Annotated in this window: 17 protein-coding genes; 1 reads left to right on the forward strand and 16 read right to left on the reverse strand. The window is 64.8% G+C overall.

Translation table 11 applies throughout. The annotated features are described in order from the left end of the window. From nuoI to C0V75_RS10360, 16 genes are read right to left on the reverse strand one after another with little or no spacing between them, the layout of a single operon-like run. Positions 1 to 495 carry an NADH-quinone oxidoreductase subunit NuoI gene (nuoI, locus tag C0V75_RS10280; RefSeq protein ID WP_101920862.1) on the reverse strand — a complete coding sequence of 165 codons (495 nt, stop codon included), beginning with the start codon at positions 493 to 495 and terminating at the stop codon, positions 1 to 3. A 2-nt stretch (positions 496 to 497) separates the two neighbouring features. Beyond that, positions 498 to 713 carry a hypothetical protein gene (locus C0V75_RS10285; RefSeq protein ID WP_101920863.1) on the reverse strand — a complete coding sequence of 72 codons (216 nt, stop codon included), beginning with the start codon at positions 711 to 713 and terminating at the stop codon, positions 498 to 500. A 1-nt stretch (position 714) separates the two neighbouring features. Further along, the gene (gene nuoH, locus C0V75_RS10290; protein WP_101920864.1) at positions 715 to 1,752 is read right to left on the reverse strand and encodes an NADH-quinone oxidoreductase subunit NuoH; all 1,038 of its coding nucleotides are present in this window, start codon (positions 1,750 to 1,752) and stop codon (positions 715 to 717) included. 12 nt (positions 1,753 to 1,764) lie between these two features. Further along, on the reverse strand, positions 1,765 to 2,169 hold the full coding sequence (locus C0V75_RS10295; protein WP_101920865.1) for a hypothetical protein: 405 nt from the start codon (positions 2,167 to 2,169) through the stop codon (positions 1,765 to 1,767). A gap of 17 nt (positions 2,170 to 2,186) precedes the next feature. Continuing rightward, positions 2,187 to 4,208 carry an NADH-quinone oxidoreductase subunit NuoG gene (nuoG, locus tag C0V75_RS10300; RefSeq protein WP_101920866.1) on the reverse strand — a complete coding sequence of 674 codons (2,022 nt, stop codon included), beginning with the start codon at positions 4,206 to 4,208 and terminating at the stop codon, positions 2,187 to 2,189. Then, complete coding sequence (locus C0V75_RS10305) at positions 4,201 to 4,380, reverse strand: hypothetical protein (protein WP_101920867.1); 180 nt, start codon at positions 4,378 to 4,380, stop codon at positions 4,201 to 4,203. Before C0V75_RS10305 ends, nuoG begins: the two co-directional genes overlap by 8 nt. 5 nt (positions 4,381 to 4,385) lie before the next feature. Continuing rightward, positions 4,386 to 4,886, reverse strand: a complete 501-nt coding sequence (locus tag C0V75_RS10310; RefSeq protein ID WP_101920868.1) for a DUF3291 domain-containing protein — start codon at positions 4,884 to 4,886, stop codon at positions 4,386 to 4,388. Continuing rightward, entirely contained in the window at positions 4,883 to 5,128 is a 246-nt protein-coding gene (locus tag C0V75_RS10315; protein ID WP_101920869.1) for a hypothetical protein, read from the reverse strand. The genes C0V75_RS10310 and C0V75_RS10315 overlap by 4 nt, the downstream gene beginning before the upstream one ends. Positions 5,129 to 5,133: 5 nt before the next feature. Then, positions 5,134 to 6,429: an NADH-quinone oxidoreductase subunit NuoF gene (gene nuoF / locus C0V75_RS10320; RefSeq protein ID WP_101920870.1), complete on the reverse strand. Its 1,296-nt coding sequence runs from the start codon at positions 6,427 to 6,429 to the stop codon at positions 5,134 to 5,136. Positions 6,430 to 6,439: 10 nt separating this feature from the next. Further along, on the reverse strand, positions 6,440 to 6,664 hold the full coding sequence (locus tag C0V75_RS10325) for a DUF5337 domain-containing protein (RefSeq protein ID WP_101920871.1): 225 nt from the start codon (positions 6,662 to 6,664) through the stop codon (positions 6,440 to 6,442). A 10-nt stretch (positions 6,665 to 6,674) separates the two neighbouring features. After that, positions 6,675 to 7,340: an NADH:ubiquinone oxidoreductase gene (locus C0V75_RS22955; protein ID WP_158241823.1), complete on the reverse strand. Its 666-nt coding sequence runs from the start codon at positions 7,338 to 7,340 to the stop codon at positions 6,675 to 6,677. A gap of 49 nt (positions 7,341 to 7,389) precedes the next feature. After that, positions 7,390 to 8,295: an NADH-quinone oxidoreductase subunit NuoE gene (gene nuoE / locus C0V75_RS10340; RefSeq protein WP_101920874.1), complete on the reverse strand. Its 906-nt coding sequence runs from the start codon at positions 8,293 to 8,295 to the stop codon at positions 7,390 to 7,392. After that, positions 8,295 to 9,509 (reverse strand): NADH-quinone oxidoreductase subunit D, encoded by a 1,215-nt coding sequence (locus C0V75_RS10345; protein WP_101920875.1) that lies wholly within the window; start codon positions 9,507 to 9,509, stop codon positions 8,295 to 8,297. The genes nuoE and C0V75_RS10345 overlap by 1 nt, the downstream gene beginning before the upstream one ends. Before the next feature lie 53 nt (positions 9,510 to 9,562). Beyond that, the gene (locus tag C0V75_RS10350; RefSeq protein ID WP_101920876.1) at positions 9,563 to 10,162 is read right to left on the reverse strand and encodes an NADH-quinone oxidoreductase subunit C; all 600 of its coding nucleotides are present in this window, start codon (positions 10,160 to 10,162) and stop codon (positions 9,563 to 9,565) included. Positions 10,163 to 10,174: 12 nt separating this feature from the next. Next, a complete protein-coding gene (locus tag C0V75_RS10355) occupies positions 10,175 to 10,708 on the reverse strand; it encodes an NADH-quinone oxidoreductase subunit B family protein (protein ID WP_101920877.1) in 534 nt (177 codons plus the stop codon). After that, positions 10,699 to 11,064 (reverse strand): NADH-quinone oxidoreductase subunit A, encoded by a 366-nt coding sequence (locus C0V75_RS10360; RefSeq protein WP_101920878.1) that lies wholly within the window; start codon positions 11,062 to 11,064, stop codon positions 10,699 to 10,701. The genes C0V75_RS10355 and C0V75_RS10360 overlap by 10 nt, the downstream gene beginning before the upstream one ends. A gap of 307 nt (positions 11,065 to 11,371) precedes the next feature. Here C0V75_RS10360 and C0V75_RS10365 point away from each other — a divergent pair, with 307 nt between their 5' ends. Continuing rightward, the gene (locus tag C0V75_RS10365) at positions 11,372 to 11,836 is read left to right on the forward strand and encodes a CreA family protein (RefSeq protein ID WP_101920879.1); all 465 of its coding nucleotides are present in this window, start codon (positions 11,372 to 11,374) and stop codon (positions 11,834 to 11,836) included. The last annotated feature ends 27 nt before the right edge of the window (positions 11,837 to 11,863 follow it).

Below are 11,863 nucleotides of genomic sequence, written 5' to 3' on the forward strand. Positions count from 1 at the left end.
TCACCGGTAGGGCGCGTCAAGTTCAAGATTGCGCGCGATCTCGGCTTCCCAGCGCGCGCCGTTTTCCAGAAGCTTTTCCTTGTTGTAGAAAAGCTCTTCCCGCGTCTCGGTCGAAAACTCGAAATTCGGCCCCTCGACGATGGCATCCACCGGGCAGGCCTCCTGGCAGAAGCCGCAATAGATGCACTTGGTCATGTCGATGTCATAGCGGGTGGTGCGGCGGCTGCCATCCTCGCGCGGTTCCGCGTCGATGGTGATGGCCTGCGCCGGGCAGACCGCCTCGCACAGCTTGCAGGCGATGCAGCGTTCCTCGCCATTCGGATAGCGGCGCAGCGCATGCTCTCCCCGGAACCGCGGCGACAGCGGCCCCTTCTCATGGGGATAGTTCAGCGTGGCCTTGGGGGCGAAGAAATACTTCATGCCAAGGGCAAAGCCCTTGATGAAGTCCTGCAACAGGAAATAGCGCGTCGCGCGGGTCCAGTCGATGTTTGCCATGATTACGCTCCGATCTTCTGTTCCAGATGCTCAACGCGCTTGTCGATCTGCCCGATCACCGTCGCAAGGCCGAAAAGCATGGTCTGCTGCCCCAAGAGGTCGCTCCGCACATCCCCGATTTCAGACCTGACATCCTGCAAATCCGACCGGATGCTGCTCAGATCCTCACGGATCAAGCTGCACTGCTCCAGCACGAGGTTGTTGATGTTCTCGCTCATCTCACCCCCCGATCGCCCAGCGCGCCCAGAAGCCGCCGAACACCTCGAATTTCGCAAGGAATGCCACGATCACGACCCAGGCCAGCGACAGCGGCAGGAACACCTTCCAGCCGATCCGCATCAGCTGGTCATAGCGGTAGCGCGGCGTGATGGCCTTCACCATGGCGAACAGGAAGAAGAAGAAGGCCATCTTCGCCACCATCCACCACCACCCGTCCGGCAGCCCCGGAATGGGCGACAGCCAGCCACCGAAGAACAGCAGGCTCATCAGCGCGCACATCAGGTAGATGGCGATGTATTCCCCCGCCATGAACAGCAGGAAGGGGGTGGAGGAATACTCCACCATGAACCCCGCCACCAGTTCGGATTCCGCTTCCGGCAGGTCGAAGGGCGGGCGGTTCGTCTCGGCCAGCGCCGACACGAAGAACAGCACCACCATCGGCAGATGCGGCAGCCAGAACCAGTTGAAAAGCCCCAGATCGCCATCCTGTGCCGCCACGATGGCCGACAGGTTCATCGACCCGGTGGAAATGATGATCCCGATGATGATCAGCCCCAGCGACACCTCGTAGGAAATCATCTGCGCCGCCGACCTGAGCGAGCCGAGGAACGGGTATTTGGAGTTCGACGCCCACCCGCCCATGATCACGCCATAGACCTCAAGCGAGGACATGGCAAAGACGAAGAGGATCGCCACGTTGATATTGGCCAGAACCCAGCCGTCATCGAAGGGGATCACCGCCCAGGCCATCAGCGCCAGCACGAAGGACAGCATCGGCGCCAGAAAGAAGACCGGCCGATCCGCGCCCGCCGGGATCACGATCTCCTTGAAGACGTATTTTGCTGCATCCGCCACCGTCTGGAGGATGCCCCACGGCCCCACCACGTTCGGCCCGCGCCGCATCTGCACCGCGGCCCAGATCTTCCGGTCGCCATAGACGAGGAACAGCATCGACAGCATCACGAACCCGACGAGCAGCAGCGCCTGCGCCGCCACCAGAACCGCCGTTCCCGTCCCCGTTGCGAAGAATTCGTTCATGATGCCTTTCCCTCAGACAGTCGGTATCCCAAGCGATCCGCAATCGCGCACCGTCACTTCGGCGTCGATTGTCCGCAATCCCTCGGGCAGCGCGGCCGAGATGGTATAGACCGCATCCCCCCGCCATGTTTCCCCAGCCCGCGCCACGGTCGTCCGCACATGACGTGCGAAGCCCGCGCCACGGATCAGCGCATATTGGGCCGCCGCGCAGCGCGCATAGGCCTCCACATCCCCGTTGCTCCGCGCGCCGGTCATCGCCACGCGGAAATTCACCAGATCGCCGTCCAGCAGGATCGTCTCGATCCCCTGATAGCCGGGGTCGAATGTCCCCCGCCCCGCGACCTCCGGCCCGGCTGCGGGCGCGCAGGCCGACAGGGCCGCTGCCGCGACCCCTGCCCATGCCATGCGCCCCATCATCCGTGCCATTTCTTGCCTCACTCCGCCGCCAGCGCAGGCTTGGCGCGATCCGCCGCCATCGCCGACAACTCGCCCATCAGGGCCGAGGCGCGGGCAATCGCATTGGTCAGATAAAAGTCGCGGATCGCCAGCCGGAACTCGGCCTTGGCCGGGGCCTTCACCTCCAGCGCCTGCCATTCGGCCTCCGCCACCTCATCCACCCGGCCCAGATGCGGATGTGCCGCCACCAGCGCGCGGCGCAGCGCCGCCATGCTGTCCCAGGGCAGCGCCGCGCCCAGTTCCGCCGACAGCGCCCGCAGGATCGCCCAGTTCTCCTTGGCCTCGCCCGGCGCGAACCCGGCGCGCAACGCCAATTGCGGGCGGCCTTCGGTATTCACGAAGAGCCCGTTTTCCTCGGTCCAGGCCGCGCCCGGCAGGATGACATCGGCGCGCATCGCGCCCCGGTCGCCATGGCTGCCCTGATAGATCACAAAGGGGCCCGGCGCGATCTCCACCTCATCGGCGCCAAGGTTGTAGATAACCTCCGCCCCTTCGGTCGCCGCGGCCAGACCGCCCTCAGTCACCGCGCCCACATCCATCGCGCCCACGCGCGACGCCGCCGTATGCAGCACCAGAAGCCGCGCCCCCGACGCCGCACACAGGGCCATGGCCTGAGACAGTACCGCCTCGCCATCCGCCTCGTTGATCGCGCCTTGGCCAAGGATCACCACGCCCGGCTTGCCATCCGGCCCGGCCTTCTGCGCCTCGGCCACCAGCGCCACCAGCGCCGCCCTGTCCGTCCCCGCATGATGGTAGTCATAGGTCAGATCGACCGCCGGACCCACCACCGCAACTGTCGCGCCGTTCAACCACGCCTTGCGGATACGCGCGTTCAGAACCGCCGCCTCCACCCGCGGATTGCTGCCGATCAGAAGGATGGACTTCGCCCCGTCGATATCCTCGATCGTCGCATTGCCCACATAGGCCGACCGGTTGCCCGCAGGCAGCCGCGCCCCATCCGTGCGGCATTCCACATGCCCGCCCAGACCCTCGACCAGCGCCTTCAGCGAATAGACAGCCTCTACCGGGGCCAGATCGCCCACCAGACCGGCAACCTTCTTCCCCTTCATCGCCGCCGCAGCCGCCGCCAGAGCCTCGCCCCATCCTGCCTTCCGCAGCTTGCCATTCTCGCGGATATAGGGCGTGTCCAGCCGCTGCCGCCGCAACCCGTCCCAGACAAAGCGCGTCTTGTCGGAAATCCATTCCTCGTTCACGCCGTCATGGTTGCGCGGCAGGATGCGCATCACTTCGCGCCCCTTCGTATCCACCCGGATATTGGACCCCAGCGCATCCATCACGTCGATGGTTTCGGTCTTGGTCAGTTCCCAGGGCCGCGCCGTAAAGGCATAGGGCTTCGAGGTCAGCGCCCCGACCGGGCACAGGTCGATGATGTTGCCCTGAAGGTTCGAATCCAGCGTCATGTTCAGATAGGAGGTGATCTCGCTATCCTCGCCCCGCCCGGTCTGGCCCATCTGGGTGATGCCCGCCACCTCGGTCGTGAACCGCACGCAGCGCGTGCAGGAAATGCAGCGCGTCATCTTCGTCGCCACCAGCGGGCCGAGGTTCAGGTCATCCGACGCCCGTTTCGGCTCGCGGTAACGCGAGAAATCCACGCCATAGGCCATGGCTTGATCCTGCAAGTCGCACTCGCCGCCCTGATCGCAGATCGGGCAATCCAGCGGATGGTTGATCAGCAGGAATTCCATCACGCCCTCGCGGGCCTTCTTCACCATCGGCGATTTGGTCTTCACCACCGGCGGCTCGCCATTCGGGCCGGGGCGCAGGTCGCGCACCTGCATCGCGCAGCTTGCCGCAGGCTTCGGCGGGCCACCCACCACTTCCACAAGGCACATCCGGCAGTTGCCCGCGATGGACAGCCGCTCGTGATAGCAGAAGCGCGGGATTTCCACCCCCGCCACCTCGGCCGCCTGGATGATCGTCATCGCCGGATCGACCTCGACCACGATCCCGTCGATGGAAATCGGCTTCAGATTAGACATGCGCCTCGTCCTTCCGCATCAGCCGCGCCACGGCGGCACGCAGCCAGCCCGCCGCCCCAAAGGCCGGGCGGACCGCGTCATCCTTCTTCTGTTCCGTGAAAACCGCCACGCCCTTCATCCGCGCCTCGGTCTCGCGCAGGGCCAGCTTGGGGTCGATATTGCCGTAACACATGATCCCTACTCCGCCGCAACCTGGGTGCAGCGGTGGTCCTTCCACAGCCGCGCCTCTTTCAGGAAGGCCCAGCCAAAGGCCTCTTCACTGTCCCCATGCGCCTCAAGATGCGCCAGCCGCGCCAGCGCCTCTTCCAGCGTGGGCCGATGCCCCGCAGGCACCCACCACATCACGAAATGCATCTTCCCCAGCACCTCGAACCATTCGGCCCGCCGCTCGTAAAACGCCCGATGCACCGTGTTCCAGACGAAATTCTCCAGCGTCTCGACGCTTTCCCAGACCGTCAGGTTCGACACGAATTGCGGATCGCCACCGATCTTCGCCTCCGTGTTCCCCGTCCCCGGCGCGCCCGACCCTTCCATCATCCACACGAATCCCGGCATCCGCTTGCCCAGACCGTTCACCCGGTCCAGCGCCGCCATGAACTCGGCCACGCGCGGGTCATCCGTCGGCGCCAGCAGGCGGCCCACATTCAACTCGGCCAGATGCATCCCTGCCCGCGTCATGCGCAGCCCTCCACGAACACCCAAGCCCCCGCCTCGAAGCGGTCATAGATCGAGGTCCGCAACGTGGCACCCTCGGCCGCGCAGGTCTCCATCGCCACCCGTCTGGCCGCCGCCCCCTCGTGATAGGCAAAGGGCAGCCCGCCATTCGTCACCCGCAAGGGCGCAGCCGGCACCCCCGTCCCCGCGCCTTGCGGGGCCGCGCAGGCCCCAAGGGCCAGCGTCAGGGAAAGGGCTGCCGCCATCCGCCTCACTCCGCCGCCACCGCCGACAGGCGGCCCGTCTTCTTCGCCTTGATCCGGTCCTCGATCTCGTCCCGGAAGGCCCGCACAAGACCCTGGATCGGCCAGGCCGCCGCATCGCCAAGGGCGCAGATCGTGTGGCCCTCCACCTGCTTGGTCACGCTCAGCAGCATGTCGATCTCCTCGACCTCCGCATCCCCCCGCACAAGGCGATCCATCACCCGCATCATCCAGCCCGTGCCTTCCCGGCAGGGCGTGCACTGGCCGCAGCTTTCATGCTTGTAGAACTTCGACAGCCGCCAGATCGCCTTGATGACATCGGTGGACTGATCCATCACGATCACCGCCGCCGTCCCCAGACCCGACCGCTGCTCGCGCAGCCAGTCGAAATCCATGATCGCGTCATCGCATTGCGCCTGCGTCAAGAGCGGCACCGACGACCCGCCCGGAATGACCGCCTTCAGGTTCTTCCACCCGCCGCGCACGCCGCCGCAATGCCGATCCAGCAATTCCTTCAGCGGAATGGACATCGCCTCTTCGACGACACAGGGGTTATTCACATGGCCCGAAATGCCAAAGAGCTTCGTCCCCGCATTGTTCGGCCGGCCAAAGCCCGCAAACCATTCCGGCCCCCGCCGCAGGATCGTCGGCACCACCGCGATGGATTCCACATTGTTCACCGTGGTCGGGCAACCATAGAGCCCCGACCCCGCCGGGAAGGGCGGCTTCATCCGGGGCATGCCCTTCTTGCCCTCAAGGCTTTCCAGCAGCGCCGTCTCCTCGCCGCAGATATAGGCCCCTGCCCCGTGATGCAGATAGAGGTCGAAATCCCAGCCCGACTTCGCCGCGTTCTTCCCCAGAAGCCCGGCGTCATAGCATTCGTCAATCGCCGCCTGAAGCGCCTCGCGCTCGCGGATATATTCGCCGCGAATATAGATGTAGCAGGCATTCGCCCCCATCGCGAAGGACGCGATCAGGCACCCTTCGATCAGGGTATGCGGATCATGCCGCATGATCTCGCGGTCCTTGCAGGTGCCAGGCTCCGACTCGTCGGCATTGACCACCAGATAGGACGGCCGCCCGTCGCTCTGCTTCGGCATGAAGGACCATTTCAGACCGGTCGGGAACCCCGCCCCGCCGCGCCCGCGCAAACCCGACGCCTTGACCTGGTCAATGATCGTGTCGCGGCCGCGCTTGATGATCTCGGCCGTGCCATCCCAATGGCCACGCTTCTTCGCCCCCGCAAGGCTGCGGTCATGCATCCCGTACAGGTTGGTGAAGATGCGGTCCTGATCCTTGAGCATCCCTAGCCCCTCAATTGCCCCGGCGCTTGCGCCAGATTCCGTATGTAACGACCAGCGCCCAGAAGAAGGCCGCCATCGCCGCCAGATCAAAGAGGAAGACGAACCGCGTCTCCCACCCCATCTGCCCGCCAAGGTATTGCGCCCCCATCCACAGGATCATCGTCCCGGCGATGACAAAGGCCACCAGCCTTGCCTGCCGGGCGATGTTCAATTCCTCTGGCGTAGGTTTGCGCATCCCCCCGGCCTCAGTAATCGTTCGTCTTGGCGCGGCGCAGGAATTCCTCCATCCCCACCTCGCCGATCAGCCTGGCCTGCGCCACCCACTTGTCACGGGTGACCCGGCCCTTGAACCCTTTCAGATTGCCATCCATCCAGGCCACTTCCGCCGGCCCCCAGGCCGCGATCTGGTCGATGTGATAGATGCCCAGCTCGTGCAGCAGCTTCTCCATCGCCGGACCCACGCCTTCCAGCACCTTCAGATCGTCGGCCTTGCCGCCGCGCGGGGCCGACAGGCCGGCAGGCTTCGCCTCGCCCGAGGCAGAAACCGCAGCCGGAGCGGCCACCGCAGCCGGGGCCGCCGCAGCCATGACCGGAGCAGCAACCGCAGCCGGGGCCGGGGCCGCAGCCGGAGCCGGTGCAGCCACAGCCGGAGCCGGTGCAGCCGCAGCCACAGGCGCCTCCGCCTCATGCCCATGGGCCGCCGCCTCCACCTTCGGAATGCGGTCTTTCGCACCCCATGGCATCCCCATCACAAGACCCGCGCCCCCCGTCACCAGCGCAGCAAAGAACCCGGATGTCGTGTAATCGAACTCACCCACAACCTTCGACACACAAAAGGCAATCACCCCCAGCCCGGCGGCGATGATCCAGCCGCTCAGTGAAGGCGCGTTCAGATTTTCAACACGTTTCATGGCTTCGTCCCTGTCTGGCGGGGGCTGCCCCCCCTGTTAAGGTCTTCCGTCAATCCTTGTCAGTCTTCTTCGCCCGCGTGGCGCGGGGTTTCGTCCCGGTGGCATCCGGCGCAACCTTCGCGTCTGCCGTCTTCGCGGCGGCCTTCGGCGCTGCCTGGGCCTTGGCGGCAGGCTTGGCCGCAGGGGCCGCCTCCGCGGCAACCGGCTCCGCCACCTGCGCTTTGGCCGCAGGTTTCGCCGCCTTGGCCTTGCCCAGCCAGGGCGTCAGGATCGGCACTTCCGTCCCGTCAATCCGCTTCACCGTATCGCCGATATCCACCGCGAGTTGGGCCGAGGCATTATGCGGCTTCCGCCCCGCCGCGAACTCCTTCAGCGAGGTCAGCCCCGACAGGGGCTCTGCCGCGTAACGGCCATTCTGCGGCCCCGGCACCGGCACCTCCCCCTTGGAGAAACGCGCGATCAGATCCCGCAGCTTCTCGGCGGTCAGGTCCTCATAGTAATCCTTGCCGATCTGGGCCATGGGCGCATTGGCGCAGGCGCCCATGCATTCCACTTCCTCCCAGGAAAACTTCCCGTCCTTCGAGAGGGTATGCGGCGCCGGCGCGATCAGCTCCTTGCAGACCGCGATCAACTCCTCCGCCCCGCAGATCATGCAAGAGGTGGTGCCGCAGATCTGCACATGCGCCACGCTGCCCACAGGCTGCAACTGGAACATAAAATAGAAGGTCGCCACTTCCAGCGCCCGGATATAGGCCATCCCCAGCATGTCGGCGACATGCTCGATCGCCGGACGGGTCAGCCACCCCTCCTGTTCCTGCGCGCGCCACAAAAGCGGGATGATGGCGCTGGCCTGACGGCCCTCGGGATACTTCGAAATCTGCCCCTTTGCCCATTCCAGATTGGCAGGCGTGAAGGCAAAGCTGTCCGGTTGGACGGGATGCAGGCGGCGCAGCATTAGCGGTCGATCTCCCCGAACACGACATCCATCGTGCCGATGATGGCGGATACGTCGGCAAGCTGATGCCCCTTGCAGATGTAATCCATGGATTGCAGGTGCAGATATCCCGGCGCGCGGATCTTGGCGCGATAGGGCTTGTTGGTGCCATCGGCCACCAGATAGACGCCGAATTCGCCCTTGGGCGCCTCGACGCAGGCATAGACCTCGCCCGCCGGCACGTGGAACCCTTCGGTGTAAAGCTTGAAGTGGTGGATCAGCGCCTCCATCGAGGTCTTCATCTCCCCCCGCTTCGGCGGCGTCACCTTGCCCCGTGCCAGAATGTCGGTCTTGGCCGCAGGCTCGCGCAGCTTGGCGCAGGCCTGCCGGATGATGTTGGTCGACTCCCGCATCTCCGCCATCCGGCACAGATAGCGGTCATAGCAATCGCCATTCTTGCCGACCGGGATCTTGAAGTCGAATTCGTCATAGCATTCATAGGGCTGCGCCCGCCGCAGGTCCCAGGCAAGGCCAGACCCGCGCACCATGACGCCGGAATAGCCCCAGTTCTGGATATCCTCTTCGCTGACGATCCCGATATCGGCATTGCGCTGCTTGAAGATGCGGTTCTCGGTCAGCAGCCCGTCGATATCATCCAGCACCTTGGGGAAATGATCCGCCCATTCCTCGATATCGTCGATCAGTTGCGGCGGCAGGTCCTGATGCACGCCGCCGGGCCGGAAATAGGCCGCATGCAGCCGCGCCCCGCAGGCGCGTTCGTAGAAGACCATCAGCTTCTCGCGCTCTTCGAACCCCCACAAGGGGGGCGTCAGCGCGCCCACATCCATCGCCTGCGTGGTCACGTTCAGCAGATGGTTCAGCACCCGCCCGATTTCCGAATACAGCACGCGGATCAGGCTCGCCCGGCGCGGCACTGCCGTCCCGGTCAACCGCTCGATCGCCAGACACCAGGCATGTTCCTGGTTCATCGGCGCGACGTAATCCAGACGGTCGAAATAGGGCAGGTTCTGAAGGTAGGTCCGGCTCTCCATCAGCTTTTCGGTGCCGCGATGCAAAAGCCCGATATGCGGATCGCAGCGTTCCACGATCTCGCCATCCAGTTCCAGCACCAGACGCAGCACACCATGCGCCGCCGGGTGCTGCGGCCCGAAATTGATGTTGAAGTTGCGGATCTTCTGTTCGCCCGTCAGCGCGTCGTCAAAGCTGCCGTCCATCGTCCTACCTCGCTTGGCGTTCGGCCCGCCCGTCACCGGACAGGCCCGCGCCCTCAGGCCTTTTTCTCGTCACCGGGAAGGATGTACTCGGCCCCTTCCCACGGGCTCATGAAATCGAACTGCCGGTATTCCTGCACCAGCTTCACCGGCTCATAGACCACCCGCTTCTGCGCCTCGTCATAGCGCACCTCGGTATAGCCCGTGGTCGGGAAATCCTTGCGCAGCGGATAGCCCCGGAACCCGTAATCCGTCAGGATGCGCCGCAGGTCCGGATGGCCCGAAAAGAGGATGCCGAACATGTCGAACACCTCACGCTCGAACCAGTTCGCGCTGGGATGGATCGCACTCAGCGACGGGACCATCTCCTCCTCGCCCACCGCCACCTTCAGCCGGATGCGGTGGTTCTGATACATCGACAGGAAGTGATAGACGAGATCGAACCGCTCCGCCCGGTTCGGATGATCCACCGCCGTGATATCGACCAGCGAGGTGAAGCGGCAGGCGCTGTCTGTGCGCAGGAACTCCACCAACGCCTCCAGATGCGCCAGCGACACCTCCAGCGTCAACTCGCCAAAGGCCACGCGCGATCCCAGCACCGCATCGGGCTGCTTGAAGCCGATATGGGCGGCCAGTTCCTCAAGGGCTTCGGACATGTCTCGCCCTCCTCAGCGCGTGATGGTGCCGGTGCGGCGGATCTTCCGCTGCAATTGCAGGATGCCGTACAGCAGCGCCTCCGCCGTGGGCGGGCAGCCGGGCACATAGACATCGACCGGAACCACCCGGTCACAGCCGCGCACCACGGAATAGGAGTAATGGTAATACCCCCCGCCATTGGCGCAGGACCCCATGGAGATCACGTAACGCGGCTCGGGCATCTGGTCATAGACCTTGCGCAGCGCGGGCGCCATCTTGTTGGTCAGCGTCCCGGCCACGATCATCAGGTCCGATTGCCGCGGCGAGGCCCGCGGCGCCGTGCCGAAGCGTTCCAGATCATAGCGCGGCATGGAGGTATGCATCATCTCCACCGCGCAGCAGGCCAGACCGAAGGTCATCCAGTGCAAGGACCCGATCCGCGCCCAGTTGATGATGTCCTCGGTCGAGGTCAGCAGGAACCCCTTGTCCTGCAATTCCCGGTTCAGCGCCTGGACCGCGACCTCATGGTCGCCGCCCGCCTGGTTCGGTGACGTGCTCACTCCCATTCCAGCGCTCCCTTCTTCCATTCATAGGCAAAGCCGACGGTCAGGATCGCGAGGAAGACCATCATCGACCAGAAGGCCGTCATGCTGATCTCGCCAAAGGCCACAGCCCAGGGGAACAGGAAAGCCACTTCAAGGTCGAAGATGATGAAAAGGATCGACACGAGGTAGAACCGCACGTCGAACTTCATCCGCGCATCGTCAAAGGCGTTGAACCCGCATTCATAGGCCGAAACCTTTTCCGGGTCCGGCCGCCGCACCGCCAGCACCGCCGCCGCCAGCATCAGGACAAGGCCAAGCCCCACCGCCAATGCCAGAAGAATGAGTATGGGAAGATACTCTCGGAGAAGTGGGTCCACGAGGCGCTCCTTCGGCTGGCGACATGCGAGCTGTGGCCACGTCCGGGCCACTTGTTCTCTTGGCGCTCCGTTTACTCTGCCCCCCGCCCGCGGTCAACCGAAGCCGGGTCGAAAAAGCCCACATGCGACAAGGGATTCCATGAATTGTATGCAACGGCACACCGTTCCCGCCTCACCGGACGCCCCCCGCCACCGCCGCCGCAGCGCCGAGTCGGCGCCCACGGACCGGGGCCGCGGCACAAAGCCGCTGGCCTTGCCCGGCGCCTTGCGCTTCACTCGGCCCCAGCCGACCGAGAAAGGAAGACCCATGCCCCGCACCGCCCGCCTCGCCCTGCTCCTCGCCACGTTCCTTCCCGCCCCCAGCCTCGCCGAAGAGGTCGGCCGCGTCGGGGTGGATTGGGTCGGCAATGATATCCTGATCGAGGCGCTCGCCGATCCCGACGTGCCCGGCGTCACCTGCCACCTCGCCTATTTCGACCGTTCCACGCTTGACCGGCTGATGCAGGGCAACTGGTTCGAAGACCCGTCAAACTCCTCCATCGCCTGCCGCCAGACCGGCCCGATCACGCTCGGCGACATCGACCGCAGCGAAACGGGCGAGGAAATCTTCTCCGAACGCCAGTCGCTCCTGCTCAAGACGCTCTCCGTGACCCGCATCTTCGATGCGAAGAACAACACGCTGATCTATGTGGCCCATGCCCGCGAAGTGACCGAAGGCTCGGCCAAGATGTCGATCTCGACTGTCCCCCTCTGGCGCGCGACCCAACCCTAGGAACGCAAAATTTTCCCCGAAAATTTT

This window comes from Tabrizicola sp. TH137 (assembly GCF_002855575.1).
Taxonomy (GTDB): Bacteria; Pseudomonadota; Alphaproteobacteria; order Rhodobacterales; family Rhodobacteraceae; genus Paragemmobacter.